Source organism: Exiguobacterium sp. EF_C8 (genome assembly GCF_054956715.1).
Map to the genome: position 1 here is coordinate 2,140,249 of NZ_CM143264.1, position 15,815 is coordinate 2,156,063.

16 protein-coding genes are annotated in these 15,815 nt (G+C 45.7%); 4 read left to right on the forward strand and 12 right to left on the reverse strand.

The features are described from left to right. Positions 1 to 105 precede the first annotated feature (105 nt). A complete protein-coding gene (locus tag ACY2IG_RS11525; RefSeq protein ID WP_035409499.1) occupies positions 106 to 981 on the forward strand; it encodes a COX15/CtaA family protein in 876 nt (291 codons plus the stop codon). Positions 982 to 1,030: 49 nt separating this feature from the next. On the opposite strand, the gene ACY2IG_RS11530 is transcribed toward ACY2IG_RS11525, so the two are convergent. The 4 genes from ACY2IG_RS11530 to ACY2IG_RS11545 form a co-directional block, all read right to left on the reverse strand. Next, positions 1,031 to 2,386, reverse strand: a complete 1,356-nt coding sequence (locus ACY2IG_RS11530; protein ID WP_462617944.1) for a cryptochrome/photolyase family protein — start codon at positions 2,384 to 2,386, stop codon at positions 1,031 to 1,033. 75 nt (positions 2,387 to 2,461) lie between these two features. Then, on the reverse strand, positions 2,462 to 5,896 hold the full coding sequence (locus tag ACY2IG_RS11535) for a pyruvate carboxylase (protein ID WP_462617945.1): 3,435 nt from the start codon (positions 5,894 to 5,896) through the stop codon (positions 2,462 to 2,464). After that, positions 5,889 to 7,160, reverse strand: coding sequence for an FtsW/RodA/SpoVE family cell cycle protein (locus ACY2IG_RS11540; RefSeq protein ID WP_035406728.1), 1,272 nt, complete (start codon positions 7,158 to 7,160; stop codon positions 5,889 to 5,891). The genes ACY2IG_RS11535 and ACY2IG_RS11540 overlap by 8 nt, the downstream gene beginning before the upstream one ends. Before the next feature lie 71 nt (positions 7,161 to 7,231). Next, positions 7,232 to 7,510: an Fpa/YlaN family protein gene (locus ACY2IG_RS11545; protein WP_023468835.1), complete on the reverse strand. Its 279-nt coding sequence runs from the start codon at positions 7,508 to 7,510 to the stop codon at positions 7,232 to 7,234. Between the two features lie 123 nt (positions 7,511 to 7,633). Between ACY2IG_RS11545 and ACY2IG_RS11550 the strand changes: the two genes are divergently transcribed. Next, positions 7,634 to 8,095 (forward strand): hypothetical protein, encoded by a 462-nt coding sequence (locus tag ACY2IG_RS11550; RefSeq protein ID WP_056062372.1) that lies wholly within the window; start codon positions 7,634 to 7,636, stop codon positions 8,093 to 8,095. Positions 8,096 to 8,133: 38 nt separating this feature from the next. Here the strand turns inward: ACY2IG_RS11550 and ACY2IG_RS11555 are convergent, their stop codons facing one another. Next, entirely contained in the window at positions 8,134 to 9,450 is a 1,317-nt protein-coding gene (locus ACY2IG_RS11555; protein ID WP_035406722.1) for a PhoH family protein, read from the reverse strand. 40 nt (positions 9,451 to 9,490) lie between these two features. Then, on the reverse strand, positions 9,491 to 9,943 hold the full coding sequence (locus ACY2IG_RS11560) for a PNPOx family protein (protein ID WP_462617946.1): 453 nt from the start codon (positions 9,941 to 9,943) through the stop codon (positions 9,491 to 9,493). 117 nt (positions 9,944 to 10,060) lie between these two features. Here ACY2IG_RS11560 and ACY2IG_RS11565 point away from each other — a divergent pair, with 117 nt between their 5' ends. Beyond that, complete coding sequence (locus ACY2IG_RS11565; RefSeq protein ID WP_035406716.1) at positions 10,061 to 10,264, forward strand: YlaI family protein; 204 nt, start codon at positions 10,061 to 10,063, stop codon at positions 10,262 to 10,264. Between the two features lie 44 nt (positions 10,265 to 10,308). On the opposite strand, the gene ACY2IG_RS11570 is transcribed toward ACY2IG_RS11565, so the two are convergent. The 3 genes from ACY2IG_RS11570 to typA form a co-directional block, all read right to left on the reverse strand. Beyond that, complete coding sequence (locus ACY2IG_RS11570) at positions 10,309 to 11,403, reverse strand: PQQ-dependent sugar dehydrogenase (protein ID WP_462617947.1); 1,095 nt, start codon at positions 11,401 to 11,403, stop codon at positions 10,309 to 10,311. Between the two features lie 122 nt (positions 11,404 to 11,525). Continuing rightward, a complete protein-coding gene (locus ACY2IG_RS11575; RefSeq protein ID WP_462617948.1) occupies positions 11,526 to 11,879 on the reverse strand; it encodes a YlaH-like family protein in 354 nt (117 codons plus the stop codon). A 26-nt stretch (positions 11,880 to 11,905) separates the two neighbouring features. Beyond that, the gene (typA, locus tag ACY2IG_RS11580) at positions 11,906 to 13,753 is read right to left on the reverse strand and encodes a translational GTPase TypA (protein WP_035406711.1); all 1,848 of its coding nucleotides are present in this window, start codon (positions 13,751 to 13,753) and stop codon (positions 11,906 to 11,908) included. Between the two features lie 184 nt (positions 13,754 to 13,937). On the opposite strand from typA, the gene ACY2IG_RS11585 reads away from it, so the two are divergent. After that, the gene (locus tag ACY2IG_RS11585) at positions 13,938 to 14,108 is read left to right on the forward strand and encodes a DUF5325 family protein (protein ID WP_462617949.1); all 171 of its coding nucleotides are present in this window, start codon (positions 13,938 to 13,940) and stop codon (positions 14,106 to 14,108) included. Between the two features lie 40 nt (positions 14,109 to 14,148). On the opposite strand, the gene ACY2IG_RS11590 is transcribed toward ACY2IG_RS11585, so the two are convergent. The 3 genes from ACY2IG_RS11590 to ACY2IG_RS11600 all read right to left on the reverse strand — a co-directional run bounded on the left by ACY2IG_RS11590 (position 14,149) and on the right by ACY2IG_RS11600 (position 15,804). After that, on the reverse strand, positions 14,149 to 14,934 hold the full coding sequence (locus tag ACY2IG_RS11590) for an inositol monophosphatase family protein (protein ID WP_035406708.1): 786 nt from the start codon (positions 14,932 to 14,934) through the stop codon (positions 14,149 to 14,151). A gap of 125 nt (positions 14,935 to 15,059) precedes the next feature. After that, the gene (locus tag ACY2IG_RS11595) at positions 15,060 to 15,248 is read right to left on the reverse strand and encodes a hypothetical protein (protein WP_023468845.1); all 189 of its coding nucleotides are present in this window, start codon (positions 15,246 to 15,248) and stop codon (positions 15,060 to 15,062) included. Positions 15,249 to 15,531: 283 nt separating this feature from the next. Further along, positions 15,532 to 15,804 (reverse strand): UPF0223 family protein, encoded by a 273-nt coding sequence (locus ACY2IG_RS11600; RefSeq protein ID WP_035406705.1) that lies wholly within the window; start codon positions 15,802 to 15,804, stop codon positions 15,532 to 15,534. Positions 15,805 to 15,815: the final 11 nt, after the last annotated feature.

The window sequence follows — 15,815 nt, forward strand, 5'->3', positions numbered from 1 at the left end:
TTGCAAGCGTTTCGAGACTTTTTATGCGATACTAGTCCTATGGAAATCCATGTATTTCGTATTTTTTAGAAAGGTGGTGTCCAAATCTTGAATCGAAAGCTTTCGATGTTTTCAGCCTTCGTCACGTTTACGATGATGATCGTCTTGCTGATGGGTGGGACAGTCACAAAAACGGACTCGGGAGATGGCTGCGGAACAGATTGGCCACTCTGTCATGGGGAACTCATCCCGACAAACCCAAGTGTTGAAACGATGATTGAATATAGTCACCGCGCTGTGACCGGAGTCGTTGGACTCCTAATCATCGCCTTATGTCTCTGGACGCTCGTTGCCTTTAAGGATCGATTAGATACGAAGATTTTTGCATTTCTTGCCTTCATCTTCATGTTGATTCAATCCATCGTCGGAGCAGGAGCTGTCGTTTGGCAACAATCAGATCTCGTCATGGCGTTACATTTTGGTATCTCCTTGATTTCCTTTGCTGCCTTATTGATTTTAACGATATTGATCATGGAGCGTCCTGGTCAGGAATTCAGGGAATCTGTCCCAGCATTCTTGCGGAAGCTCTTGTACGGTCTGCTCGTCTACACGCTGATCGTCGTCTATACTGGTGCTTACGTTCGCCATGTTGGCGCTACATATGCGTGTGTGGGTTGGCCCGTTTGTTCCCAACCGTCGATGACGTTCGAAGCCTGGGTCCAAATGATTCACCGAATCATGGCTGGGCTATTATTCCTCTATACGTTGTTCGTTCATATTACAGCCATTCGCTTAAAACACCGGACGACGACAATCGGCATGGCATTCGCGACGTTCTTCATCTCGTGTCAAGTTGCTACAGGTGCTTGGATCGTTCTCGGTGGACATGCAACATATGTACCGTTACTGCACGCCTTCTTGATTACGTGTTATTTCGGTGTCTTATCTTACTTGACGTATCATGCATTCCGAACACGTAAAGCAAATAGCCGTCTTCAATAAGGTCGTAAAAAAAAAGGATGTTCCTCCGCTGAGGAATATCCTTTTTTCATTATTTGAATCGAGCGATTGCACGCTTTCGCGCTTCATCATGTGCAACGATTGGTTCTGGGTATCCAGAGTCTTCTCGTTGTTGCTGCGTCGGTTCATGAATATATTGCTTCGACAGATCTTTGATTTCCGTGACATACTGCCGAATGAACTCTCCGTCCTTATCGAACTTCTTTGATTGTGTCGTCGGATTGAAGACTCGGAAGTACGGTACGGCATCCGTCCCGACCGATGCCGCCCATTGCCAACCACCGATGTTCGAAGCCGCTTCATAATCGACGAGTTTCTGTTGGAAATAACGTTCCCCTTTTTGCCAATCGATCAATAGATCTTTTGTCAGGAACGACGCGACGATCATCCGCAGACGATTATGCATCCAACCGGTTTGGTTCAATTGACGCATCGCTGCATCGACGATCGGATAGCCGGTTTTTCCTTCACACCAAGCCTTGAATCCGTCCTCGTTTTCTTCCCACTCGATTTCTCGGTACTGGGTGTTGACCGCTTGTCGTTTCGATTCCGGGAAGTGCATTAAAATCATGTAATAGAACTCACGCCAGATGAGTTCGGTGATGAACGTCTGCTTCCCTTTCGACTCTTTTGCATCTTGAATAGCTGCATAGACCGTTCGAATCCCGATCTCACCGGTCCGTAGATAACGTGAGAGTAAACTCGTACCGTCCATCGCTGGAAGATCACGATTCTCTTCGTAGTTTTCAAGCGATTGCTCGATGAATTTCTTTAAGCGTTGTTTCGCTTGCTTCTCACCCGGATGAAATGCCGCATCAGACTGTGCCTTTTTAAAATAGGCATCAATGAAACTATTAGTGTGCTGGCGCTTATGATAATGATCCCGTAGCGTTTGCCACTTCACTTCATAGGGTGTTGGAATTTCTTTTTTCATGAACGCATTCTTATACGGCGTGAATACTTTATAGAACTTTCCATCCTGCTTTTTAATGTCATGTGGATGGAGCAGATGCCGGTCTAACAAGCGCTCCGTTTGTCGTTTCTTACGTTTTTTGATGATTCCCTCATCCCGCACCTTGAATGGTTCGACATATTCCGCGTTGAATAACAAAACGTCCGCATCATTGGTTGCATCTAAGAAAGCTTGTTCATCGCCTTCGATGAAGCGAATCGGCATCTCTTTTTCTTTACAATCATCTGAAAACAATTCGAGCGCTTGAAAGAAATATTGTTGCCGCGCTTCATATTCTCCAATGTAATCTGGATTGAGCCAAAAGACGAACTCGACTGTCGCTTTTGGATTTTCCTTCAGTAATTCAATCGCACGTGCCAACATGTGGTTGTCTTGTAATCGAAAATCGCTTCGAATCCAACAAATAATGTTCAACCGTATCCTCTCCCATTACATATTGAATGAAAAACAGGCAGCCCGCCGAGCGTGCGCCTGTTTTTCATTGTGACCTTATACGAATTCAATCAATAAGTCTTGACTCGCAATAGCTTCGCCTTCTTTAACATGGACGGCTTTGATCTCACCGTCTTCTGGTGCTTGGATCGTCGTTTCCATCTTCATCGCTTCCGTAACGAGAAGTTGTTCTCCTTTACGGACACGAGTGCCTGTCTCAACGAGTACCTTCAGCACACTACCCGGCATCGACGCACCGATCTGTTTTGCGTTACTTCGATCTGCTTTTGGACGGCTTGATGAACTTTCCTTAATACTGATGTCCTTGACTTCGACTTCACGAGGAACACCATTCATCTCATAATAGATTGTCCGCATCCCGTGATCGTCTGGCTGACCGATTTGAATCAACTTGAGATATAGTGTCTTCCCTCGTTCAATTTCGACCTCGATCGTTTCGCCTAAGCGCATACCGTGGAAGAATGTATTCGTATCAAGAACCGAGATATCGCCATATCGCGCGACATACGAACTGTAGTCCATGAAGACTTTTGGATAGAGCGCGTAAGCGAGAGCATCAAATTCCGTGACTGGTCGTTCAAGTTTCTCAAACAACTCATTTTTTATTGCATCAAAGTTGAGTGGTTGCATCATCTTACCAGGACGTTCCGTCAACGGAGCAGCTCCCTTCAAGATGGCACGTTGTACTTCTTGCGGGAAACCGTCCGGCGGAGTTCCGAGTTCGCCCTTCATCAGTTCAACGACTGAATCCGGGAAATCAAGTCCACTTGCTCGGTGCAGTACGTCTTCTTCCGTCAGATGATGTTGGACCATGAAGAGCGCCATGTCTCCAACGACTTTCGACGACGGTGTGACTTTGACGATATCGCCAAACAACATGTTGACACGCGCATACATTTCTTTGACTTCAGACCAACGATCCGCAAGCCCGACCGCTTTTGCTTGTTGCTGTAAGTTCGAATATTGCCCACCCGGCATCTCATGATCGTAGACGGTTGGATTTGGTGCGATCATATCAAGTTCGAATGCTTGATACAAATGACGCACGTCCTGCCAATAGTCCGAAATCTGTTCGAACTTCTGTGCTGAGACGAGTGGTTGACGTGGATGACCACTTAGGGCATGAATCAAGCTACCACCCGCTGGCTGACTCGTCAGTCCTGACATACTTGATGCCGCGACGTCAACGACGTCGACCCCGGCATCGATCGCACGCGCATACGTATAAATCCCGTTTCCACTCGCATCATGGGTGTGAAGATGGATTGGTAACGATACTGCATCTTTAAGTGCCGATATAAGCGCATAGGCTGCTTCCGGTTTCAAGAGACCCGCCATATCCTTGATGGCAATGATGTGAGCACCGCTCTCTTCCAGTTGTTTCGCCAGATTGACGTAATACGGCAGATGATATTTCGGACGATTCGCATCGAACAGATCCCCTGTGTAACAGACAGCTGCTTCCGCGATTTTACCTGTTGGCAAGACCGCATCGATGGCGAGTTGAATTGATTCCGGGTTGTTCAAGCTGTCGAAAATCCGGAAGACATCGACTCCCGCTTGCGCCGCTTCCTTGACGAAGGTATGGATGACATTGTCTGGATAGTTCTTGTAACCAACGCCGTTCGCACCGCGAAGTAACATCTGAATCAGGACGTTCGGCATCTTTTCACGCAATTTCATCAGACGAACCCATGGATCCTCTGATAAGAATCGATACGCGACATCAAACGTTGCCCCTCCCCATGCCTCGACTGAGAACAATTCAGGAAGCAGTTTCGCTTCCGCCTCTGCGATCGCAACGAGATCCTTCGTCCGCATTCGTGTCGCAAGTAACGATTGATGAGCGTCACGGAATGTCGTATCCGTTAACAAAACGTTGTCTTGTGCTTTCAACCATTTCGCGACAGCTTCCGGTCCTTCTGCATCAAGGATCGCTTTTGCGCCTGGCGTGTAGTCTGCCGGAAGATTTTTTGGAATTCGGACGTCACGCGCAAGTGGCTTGTCCAGTTTTCCGATTCCCGGGAATCCATTGACGGAAACCTCTCCGATGTACGTCAACAGCTTCGTTCCCCGGTCTTGACGTTTTGGGAAGATGAATAATTCTTGTGTATCATCGATAAACGATGTATTGTAATCGCCGCTGACGAACGCGTGGTGTTTCAAGACATTGCTCAAGAATGGGATGTTCGTCTTAATACCACGAATCCGGAATTCACTTAAGTTTCGACGCATTTTCGCGACCGCTTGGTCATACGTCAAACCGTGCGTCGAGATTTTAACGAGCAACGAGTCATAATACGGTGAAATTTCTGCTCCGACATAGGCATTCCCACCATCGAGACGTACACCAAAGCCGCCTGGTGAACGATACGCTTTAATCTTACCTGTATCCGGCAAGAAGCCGTTCTCTGGGTCCTCTGAAGTAATTCGGCTCTGGATCGCAAAACCAAGCATCTTAATCTCTTTTTGTTGTGGAATGCCGACAAGATCGCTATGTAACGATTCGCCTTCAGCAACACGGATTTGAGTCTGAACGATGTCAACGCCTGTGATCATCTCCGTAATCGTATGCTCGACTTGTACACGTGGGTTGACTTCGATGAAATAGAACGATTCATCTTGTGTGACGAGAAATTCGACCGTACCCGCATTTTCGTATCCGACATGTTTCATCAACGTGACAGCCGCGTCACAGATCTTTTTACGCCCTTCTTCTGAAAGCGTGACACATGGCGCCACTTCGACGACTTTTTGGTGACGTCGTTGTACGGAACAGTCTCGTTCAAACAAATGAATGATGTTTCCATGTGCATCCCCTATGATTTGGACTTCAATATGTTTTGGTCGTTCGATTAATTTTTCAACGTAAATTTCATCCGAACCGAATGCTTTTAAAGCTTCAGATTTCGCTCGTTCAATCATGTCTGGAAGCTCTTCTTCTGTCCGGACGACACGCATACCACGTCCACCACCACCAAGCGATGCTTTGACCATGAGTGGATAGCCTGCTTCTTTTGCGAACGCATACGCTTCATCAATTGATGAGATCGGACCATCTGTTCCTGGAATGACAGGAAGACCCGCTTCAATTGCAGTCGTCCGTGCCCGTACCTTATCTCCGAACTTATACAGGTGATCTTCTTGCGGCCCGATGAAGATGATTCCTTCTTCGCGGCAACGTTTGGCTAGCTCAATATTCTCAGAGAGGAATCCATAACCAGGATGGATCGCATCACATTCGGCTTTTTTCGCTGTTGCGATGATATCTTCAATGTCGAGGTAGGCTTCGATCGGTTTTTTTCCTTCTCCGATCCGGTACGCTTCATCGGCTTTATAACGATGAAGAGAACCCATGTCCTCTCGTGAATAAATAGCAACGGTACGAATACCGAGTTCTGTCGCTGCACGGAAAACGCGAATCGCGATCTCCCCGCGGTTTGCTACGAGAATCTTCTGGATTTTAGTCAACTGATGCTCCCCCTTTAGTTAATGAGCTCGTGGCACTCATCGAACGTGCAGTTTGCACTTCTTTATGATAAGCCACCCGATATTTGTTTTGCATAGAAATGTTTGCCATTACACCAAGCATCGTACTCATGACGAGTAACGATGACCCACCGTAACTGATGAATGGCAAGGTGACACCTGTACCTGGAAACAGACCAGACATGGCTGCAATATTGATACATGTCTGGATGAAAATAATACCGGAAATCCCAAGTGCGAGCATGCTCGAATAAAGTGAGACACACCGGTTAGCGATGATCGCCCCTTGAATCATCAGGTAAAACAATAGACCGAGTACGACAAGGACCCCGATGAAGCCGAGTTCTTCCGAGATGATCGACATGATGTAGTCGGTTTCAGGCTCTGGCAGATAACCATACTTTTGAAAACTATTCCCAAGACCCACTCCGAACAATCCCCCATGGGCAATCGATATGACGGAGTTGATGAGCTGATATCCCTTACCTTCTGCGTCAAGAAAGGGATTCAAACTCGCTTGAATCCGTTGCATCTGATTATCCGAAAAATTGTTCCATGCGTACAAGAAGATGATCGGAACGGTAACGACACATAACATGATGTAACCACTCGGTAATCCTACTGCAAATAAAATCATCGCCGTGATGAGTAACAAAATGAATAATCCGCCGTCATCCGGTTGCATACGAATGATGATCGCGTAAGGTGCAAGTAACACAAGCATTGGAATCAAGATCCAGTCCGAGAAACTAAGTAAAATCCGTTTTCCGGGGGACGTCGCTGGAATTTGACGATGGATGAAGTGATGGACAATCCCAATCACGCCATCCATCTTTCCTTTGTGCTTTTGATCAAAATAACTGGCAAGCCCGACGACGAGCACGAATTTACAAAGCTCGATTGGTTGAATTAAGAAGATACCGAAGTTCAACCAGGCGCGAGCTCCGTTTAGGGGAGCCGAAAATAGTGTTGCCATCAGCATCAACCATGTAATCGCGTACAAGAGTAAACGAATGACTGGTCCACGAAATACTTCATGATTCACTTGCGAAACTAAAAGGAACAGCACGATGGCCATCGCATCGAACATCAACTGCTTCTCAAAGAAGGACGTATTCGCATAATCGCCACCGTTCCAAACGCTGGCACTATAGACCATGACTGTACTGATCGCCATGAGGATGAGCATCGTAAAGAAGAGACCGTAGTCAAAAAATGCTCGTTTTTCTTTAAACTTCGCTAACATATGTACACGTCCTTTTTTTCGTTTTCTAAAAAAAAATACCCAAACGCCGCATTTCACGTTTGAGTAGAAAATCAGCACGTCTCCGCATCATGTAAATCAGATAATTGCTGTTCAAGTGATTCGAGCAACTGTTTCCCTTCACCCGCATCAATCAGTTCAAGACGTACCGCAAAATCAATCTGACGGGACAATCCGAACATTTGTGTATCCAATACTTCCTCGTAAAGAGGACATTGTGGCATCGTTAAATTCGCAAGCTGGACCTCGATCAACCGGCGGATTTTTTGTGCATCCGCTTCTAGTAGCTCAAGAGCGCGCTGGCGATGAACTGTCTCGATTTCAGTTGACAATCCAATCCCTCCTCATCAAATGACGCGTTCCTGTTATAGCTAAACTTTACCTTACTTTCGCTAACAATTCAACGTTTCGGTATAATGGATTTGTTGGACTTACACATTTAGGGGGTATAACAAATGATTTTTCCGATTAACGGTAAAGTACGGCACCAGTTGACGATTGATCCGACAGTTTGGATCTTTGATGAACGAAAGGTTGCGATTGAGAAGATTGGCCAACCAGCAGATACGAGCGAACAAGAGGCGTACTACGCGAAAATGGGGGCAGCGTGGGATAAAGGCATCATGGAAGGCAGTCGTACGGATCATAATCGTCCGATGACACGCGCTGAAAAAGAAGCCGCGCTTCAAGGGTCATTCGCCATGGCGCTCGCACCGTTCATCCGGAATGCTGAACTCTTACCGGAAGCGACCGCTATTCGTTTCGAAGGTGAAGAAACGGTCGAACTTCCACTTGAGCAACTCGACGAAGTATACCTGCAGTTCTCACAAGACGGCAAAGTGTTAGCAGATGGACCCGTTCACCTGTTGCACGGACAACGGATCGTCAAATCTGTTCACACGGTTACCGTCATATAAGGAAAACGTGGTGCGCCTGAATAGACGCACCACGTTTTTTATAATAAGTCGGCTGCGAGGCGCGCCAGATTCGAGCGTTCCCCTTTGACGAGTTTGACGTGTCCCGTCATTTTCTCATTTTTAAGGCGTTCTACGGCGTAGGATAAACCGTTCGAATATTCATCTAAATACGGGTGATCGATCTGTTGTGGATCACCCACTAACACGATTTTTGAGTTTTCACCGACACGTGTTAAAATCGTCTTGACTTCGTGTTTCGTCAAATTCTGCGCTTCATCGATGATGATGAATTGCCCCGGCATGCTCCGTCCTCGAATATATGTCAACGCTTCCAGTTGAATCGTCTTCATTCCCGCGAGAATGTTACCAAGTTCGTCTCCTGATCCCGTATTAAAGAGATGTTCGAGGTTATCGTAGATCGGTTGCATCCACGGACGAAGCTTTTCCTCCATCTCACCTGGCAAGTAGCCAATATCATTTCCCATCGGCACGACTGGACGAGCAACGACAAGTTTTTTATATTTATGCTCGTCTTCTACTTGCAGGAGCCCCGCAGCGAGTGCAAGTAATGTCTTTCCGGTACCTGCCTTCCCAACGAGTGTAACGAGCGGTACATCGTCTCGAAGTAATAACTCAAACGCCATCCGTTGTTGAACGTTTCGGGGAATAACACCCCAGACTTGATCGACATCGATCGAAAGTGCCCGGATGATCGGCAAATTCTGATCAACGACAGCAATGGCAGAGGCTTTTGACATATTACTTTTTAGAATGATGAATTCATTCGGTTGCACTTTTTCCGGCAATACATCAACTGAAAGTCGTTTATCCTGATAGAAAGCATCGATATATTCCTGATCGACGGTCACTTCGATGAATCCTGTATAAAGACCAGTCAAGTCAGCGATATGATCCGTCATATAGTCCTCAGCGACTAATCCATACGCATCCGCTTTAACGCGGACTAAGATATCTTTTGAGACGAGAATGACATCTCGTGGCGTCGCTTCAGTTTGTTGTTCACGATGAATCGACCATGCGAGCTCGATAATCTTATTATCGTTCGATTCATGGATAAACGGCGAGCCCTCGTAAATGGAGTCACCGATATCGACGCGAAGAATGCCACCGTTACCAAGCGGAACTCCCGCATGAAGCTGACCGGTTTCCCGCAATTGGTCTAAAATGCGAGCTGTTTCTCGTGCGTTGCGCCCCACCTCATCCATGTTGCGTTTTTTTCCATCCAGTTCTTCTAGTACGATCGCTGGTATGACGACATCATGCTCTTGAAACTGAAAGAGAGAAAGTGGATCGTGCAGCATGACATTGGTATCAAGTACGTATATTTTTTTCATTCCATCGTTCGCCCCTTTAGAGTCGAGTTTGTGATGAATGTTACGCTTTTAGGATGCGATGAACAAGTTGATCCAACCGCTCAGCTGCCTGTTCATCGTATGTTTTTTCAATGGTCGGTCGTTGTGTGACAGCTGCTCCGTAAAATAAGATGTCACGTACCTCTTCGACGCGCCCCTCATAAAAAGAGAGCGAAAGTGGAAGTGGTTCTTGCGGCGTAAATGCCTTGACGTCCGTACACGTTAAGCTGTGTGTCGACTGCTCTGCAAAGAAGATCAAGGTGAAAACCGGATGTTCTCGTAACGTTTTGACGAGATGAGAATCTGCTTCGATCGCAAAACGAACCGTTTGTGAATCCTTCGCATATACCCAACTAATTGCATGTGTGATCGGCCAATGTTTGGATTGATCATGCGTGATCAAAAAAACAAGTGGTAATTGTGATAACGCATCTACTTGATGTGAGCTGAGATGTTGCTCTACTTTATTTGCCATGACATCACCTCCTCTATGACTTAGTGATGATATTTCGAGATATACTTCTCGATTCCCTTTTTTACATCTGAATAATCTTCTAATATGATATACTAAGAAAAAAAGGGAGGACCCGACATGCGAGTGAAATGTACGATTTGCGATAAGCGTGAGACGATTGATGATTGGTCCTTCACGGCGAAGCGATTACGCAATAAACCAGTTCGTGTCCATCTATGTGATGAGTGTCGATCTCGCGTAGAAGAACGGACACTCGAACGCCATGCCTCTGGACAATTTCATTTATACCCTACTTGGGAAACAAAACGAAAACACTGGTAAATAAAAGGTCTGTGGGAAACTTCCCTGGCAGACCTTTTTTTTGTTCACCGCTTGATTCGAACCAATCGATCATCCTCGGTCGACGGAGTCCCTCTACCATCTGTATTGTTCGTAATATAATAAATTGACGTCTCATCAATCCACACATCGCGAATCCGCCCTTGATTTTCGACAATCGTTTTGACCTGTTTCGTCTTTAGATTAATCGCTTGTAATCGTTGACCTACAAGTGTTGCAAAATACAACGTATCATCCGCTTCTGCAATCCCACTTGGTGCAACGGATCGCTCTCCCACTTCGTACCACGGTGTCACGAGTCCCTCTGCTTTCTCTGTTCCTTCAATCGTTGGCCATCCATAATTTTTTTGTTCAATTCGATTAATTTCATCGTGTCCACTTTGTCCGTGCTCACTTGCATACAGTTGGTCATCGACGAAAACAAGCCCTTGTGGATTTCGGTGACCAAGACTATAGACATAGCCTTTTTGATTCTCCTTGAACGGTTTTCCTTCAGGTGTGATGCGTAAAATTTTTCCTGCAAGTGAATCGATGTCTTGCGCCAGTTCAGGATTTGCTGCGTCTCCTGCTGTGACGTAGAGTGCACCTTCTGGACCCCACTCAAGTCGTCCTCCGTTGTGAATCGTCGCTCCCGGAATATCGTCGAGTAACACACGCTCTTCGACCCACTGATGGCCTTCCTCTTTGATTGCAATGACACGATTGGTCGCTTGATTTTGTTTTGCATACGTATGATAGACGTATGCCGTCTTATTGTTCTTAAAATCAGGGTCAAGTACCATACCGAGTAATCCACTTTCTCCTTCAGCAATTACATCTTTCTTCAGTTGCAAGCGCATCCTCTCATAATCACCTTGTTTTCCTTTGACGATTGTTCCTTCGCGCTCTGTAATATAAAAAGTCTCTCCTTCGCGAACGATATTCCATGGGGCGTTTAGCTCTTTAAATACGACTCCTTCTTGCGTTTGTGATGATTGCGTATCTTCTTGATTACCTGAATCCTGTTGATTGTTTTTTTGTGTCTTCTGATTGGTTTCCTTTGTTGACGATTCTTCTGACGTTTGTGTACAGCCGATCAGAATACCCGCTAACAGCAGGGGTATGACATACCTTATTTTCACTGTTTTCTTCCCCCTTTTAGTATCCCTGTTCCCGCTACGCTTTAAATCATGCATCTGAATTAGCACAAAAAAAGAACGAACCTCCGAAGAGATTCGTTCTTTTGATTCATGACATGCTTCCGTCAAGAAGCTGTCCGTTCACGTTCACGCTTGACCATCCACATCCGGAAGCGATAAATACCAAGTACGAAGACCATCGCAAGGAGTACTTCAGGAATCGGCCATGTCCAGAAGACAAGCGTCAATGCTGCCGAGAAGACGGCGAGCAAGAGATAGACGATCAGTGATTTCCACCATGCTAGTTCCTTAGCAAATCCTAATTTAAAGACGACAAGCGTCAAAATGACGACGGTGATCATTAAGGCATAAAATCCCGCTTCGATGTTGTTCGGATCACTTCCGACACCGAGAAGTTTCGCGATGAACGGAATATCGTATTTCGGAAAATCAGAAGCAACGGCAGCTTGTGCAGTCATTGCCAGTCCCCCTATTCGTTCCAGACTTAATCTTTACCTAGACGACGACGTTTTTCTTGCTTTTCACGTTCGTTCTTGTTCAAGACTTGTTTACGGAGACGAACCGATTGTGGTGTGATTTCACAGTACTCATCTTCGTTCAAGAATGTCAACGACTCTTCAAGTGAGAAGACACGTGGACGTTTAAGAACGTTTGTTGAGTCTTTTGCAGATGCACGCATGTTCGTTAATTGTTTTGCTTTAACGACGTTGACAGCGAGATCGACATCACGGTTACATTCGCCGATGATCATACCTTCGTATACTTCAATACCAGGCTCGATGAAGATCGTTCCGCGGTCTTCAAGAGCTGAGATCGCGTAAGCAGTTGCTTTACCCGTTTCGATTGAGACCATAACCCCACTACGACGCCCACCGATATCCGCTTGGATGAAGGGACGGTATTCTTCGAACGTGTGGTTCATGATTCCGTATCCGCGTGTAGCAGAAAGGAATTCGTTACGGTAACCGATCAAACCACGTGAAGGAACGATGAATTCCATTTTCGTTTGACCGTTGTCCATTGTTTGCATGTTCGTCAATTCACCTTTACGGAGACCAATCGATTCCATGACAGAACCTGTGTACTCTTCTGGTGTATCGATGACGACGCGTTCGAATGGCTCGACTTTGACACCTTCTTCTTCTTTGATGATAACTTGCGGTTTAGATACTTGGATTTCGTATCCTTCACGGCGCATGTTCTCGATCAAGATCCCGAGGTGAAGCTCCCCACGACCAGAAACGATCCAGCGGTCCGGTGAATCCGTGTTTTCGATACGGAGTGAAACGTCCGTCTCAAGTTCTTTTTCAAGACGCTCTTCGATTTTACGTGAAGTAACAAGATCCCCTTCACGACCAGCGAATGGCGAGTTATTGACGATGAATGTCATTTGAAGCGTTGGCTCATCGATACGTAATAATGGGAGTGGATCAACGTGTGAAGTTGGGCAAACTGTTTCACCGACGTTGATGTCTTCCATACCAGCGATCGCAATCAAGTCTCCTGCTTTTGCAGTTTCGATTTCGACACGTTTTAGACCGAAGTAACCGAACAACTTCGTGACACGGAAGTTCTTCGTTGAACCGTCAAGTTTCGAAAGTGAAACGCTATCGCCAACTTTGATTTCGCCACGGAAGACACGACCAACACCGATCCGTCCGAGGTAGTTATCATAGTCAAGCATCGTAACTTGGAACTGAAGTGGCTCCATTGTGTTATCGACAGGTGCTGGTGTATGCTCAAGAATTAAATCAAGAACGTTCGTGATTGTATCTTCTTGTTTATCTAATTCAGGTTCGAATGAACTTGAGCCGTTGACTGCCGATGCATAAACGACTGGGAATTCGAGTTGATCTTCGTCAGCTCCGAGGTCGATCAAGAGATCCACGACTTCGTCGACGACTTCAAGAGGACGGACCATCGGTTTGTCGATTTTGTTGACGACGACAATTGGTTGAAGTCCTTGCTCGAGTGCTTTTTTCAAAACGAAACGTGTTTGTGGCATACAGCCTTCACGTGCATCGACAACGAGGATGACGCCATCCACCATACGCATGATCCGCTCAACTTCTCCACCGAAATCGGCGTGTCCTGGCGTATCAACGATGTTGATGCGTGTGTTTTTGTAGTCGATTGCAGTGTTTTTCGCAAGAATCGTGATTCCACGTTCCCGCTCGATGTCATTTGAGTCCATTGCGCGTTCTTCGACTTGTTCGTTCGTACGGAACGTACCAGACTGTTTTAAAAGCTCATCGACTAATGTTGTTTTACCATGGTCAACGTGAGCGATGATCGCAACGTTGCGTAAATCATTTCGTACTAATGTTGTCATAGGTGTGTACCTCTTTCTATTCATTTAAATAAATCTTATCATACTTTCGGTCAACTTTAAGAGTATAGCACAGGTAGAGTCCTAATTGGCAATGACTAAGATTCGACATCATCTCGAAAGCCTTTTCATTATTCTTCATTCACGCTACACTGTTAACGTACTCACGGGTAGAGGGGGAAAAAACATGCGTCTACTATTTTTGTTACTTGCCATGCTTGCAGTAGGATCCATGGCAGCCATCGGCATTTTCATCGCGGAACAAAACGTACCGATGACGATCGCCTCTGTCGTCTTGATGATAGTTGCGATGGGTGCCGGATTCGTTTTAAAGGCACGTTTGCGCAAACAAACATGACTGAGAAGGTTCCTTTCGTTTAAAACGAAAGGACCTTTTTTCAATCCTCTTGTGTTTGTACGAACGTCAATACATCTTCAACGAATGTCTGGCTCCCTGCTAATACACTCGTTTGCTCGAGAAACGACATCGGCTCTCCGGTAATCGTCCCGACACGTCCACCAAGCTCTTCAATCAATAATTGACCGGCTGCATAATCCCAAGGCATGTTACGCATCGTGATATATCCATCAACGCGTCCGGCAGCCGTCCATGCGAGTTCAAGGGAAGCTGCACCAATCGCTCGTACACCTACTGCGTGTCGCACGAGCGGAGCAAGACGATCCGTGTTAATTCGACGGTTCGGCGTCACCCAGGTAGCATTCATACAGATGATCGCTTCCTTAACGCTCCGTTCTGTCAGTTGAGGTAACCGAATACCGTTTTGATAAGCCCCTTGTCCTTTGATGACATGAAATAGCTCGTCAGCCATGACATCATAAACAAATCCGTACCGTAATTCCCCTTCCATCATGATCGCAATTGAGATGGCGAACATTCGCTTTTGACGGATGAAGTTCATCGTTCCGTCGATCGGATCAACGAACCAAATCGTACCTTCGAGTGTATCGGGTCGAGCGATGCGCCCCTCTTCACCATAAATATGATGATCCGGATAGCGATCTAGAATACCTTTAATCAATAAATCCTCGACGGCTTGATCAATCTCCGTCACTAAATCACTTTTTCCGGTTTTCTGTTCAATGTGATACGACACATCAATCTTTTCGCGAATGTATTTCCCTGCTCGCTTGATCAAGTCTATCGCATCCAACTCGATTTGCATCTTCCTTCACTCCTTCATCATCGTTTCCAGCTTCTTCTATAGTAACAAAAAAAAGAAAACCAGCGAACGATTCGCTGGTTGAAGTAGTGATATTTTATTATAAGGTAGAGAAAAGGACGTTGAAATCAAGCTTCAAGACGTACCATCTCTTGACGATATTTTTCGAGGCGCTCTTTACTTGCACCAACAGCTTCTGCGTCACTTGCCACCATCGCATCATGTAATGTAGCAAGCTCATAGTCGATTTCGAGACGCAATACAGGAATGCGTTTTTCTGCATCTTTTCTCTTGTATGCTTCTATCACTTGTTTCACAGTAACCACACTCCTTCGCGGGATAAACAGAAGTTTAATTTGTCAGACAATTGCGACTTATCAGTGGATTGAATCAATAATAGTACGATTCAACTTAGATGTAAAGCATCTAATTTTAAAAAATACAGTTTCACATATTTGTAAGGATAACGTCTTGTATGTAGTATATAGCCGCTTCCCTTCTACTTTAAACAAATGATGATCATTTTCCGCACATTTCCAGTCCGTATAAAAGATAAGACTCCTATACGATCGCATAGGAGTCTTATCTTTTATGATGTCATTATTTTTTCATGCGCACGATTGGATCTTCTTGGCGTTTTGCCTGTTGCATCGTCCGATAACTTGAGCAACCTGTCTCTTCCATATAAAACTGATCCCACTGTTTTTCCTCGGATTTCGAGGTGACGATTTGCTTAAATTCCCGATATGCCTCGAGCAAACGTTGTCGTTCTACACCTGATTCATACGCTTGTTCGACTAAATTGAAAAAGTCGATGACTTTCACAATTTCTTCCGTCGACCAATCGGAATTGAGCGGATAATTCAATGCCATCATTCCCACTT

What these genes read in the sequence shown, in the direction of transcription:
- ACY2IG_RS11525 (WP_035409499.1), top strand. Translation starts at nt 106, where the DNA reads ATGTTTTCAGCCTTCGTCACGTTTACGATGATGATCGTCTTGCTGATG.
- ACY2IG_RS11600 (WP_035406705.1), bottom strand. Translation starts at nt 15,804, where the DNA reads ATGGCATTGAATTATCCGCTCAATTCCGATTGGTCGACGGAAGAAATT.
- ACY2IG_RS11560 (WP_462617946.1), bottom strand. Translation starts at nt 9,943, where the DNA reads ATGGCAAATAAAGTAGAGCAACATCTCAGCTCACATCAAGTAGATGCG.
- typA (WP_035406711.1), bottom strand. Translation starts at nt 13,753, where the DNA reads ATGACAACATTAGTACGAAATGATTTACGCAACGTTGCGATCATCGCT.
- ACY2IG_RS11590 (WP_035406708.1), bottom strand. Translation starts at nt 14,934, where the DNA reads ATGCAAATCGAGTTGGATGCGATAGACTTGATCAAGCGAGCAGGGAAA.
- ACY2IG_RS11575 (WP_462617948.1), bottom strand. Translation starts at nt 11,879, where the DNA reads ATGACTGCACAAGCTGCCGTTGCTTCTGATTTTCCGAAATACGATATT.
- ACY2IG_RS11540 (WP_035406728.1), bottom strand. Translation starts at nt 7,160, where the DNA reads ATGTTAGCGAAGTTTAAAGAAAAACGAGCATTTTTTGACTACGGTCTC.
- ACY2IG_RS11585 (WP_462617949.1), top strand. Translation starts at nt 13,938, where the DNA reads ATGCGTCTACTATTTTTGTTACTTGCCATGCTTGCAGTAGGATCCATG.
- ACY2IG_RS11565 (WP_035406716.1), top strand. Translation starts at nt 10,061, where the DNA reads ATGCGAGTGAAATGTACGATTTGCGATAAGCGTGAGACGATTGATGAT.
- ACY2IG_RS11555 (WP_035406722.1), bottom strand. Translation starts at nt 9,450, where the DNA reads ATGAAAAAAATATACGTACTTGATACCAATGTCATGCTGCACGATCCA.
- ACY2IG_RS11550 (WP_056062372.1), top strand. Translation starts at nt 7,634, where the DNA reads ATGATTTTTCCGATTAACGGTAAAGTACGGCACCAGTTGACGATTGAT.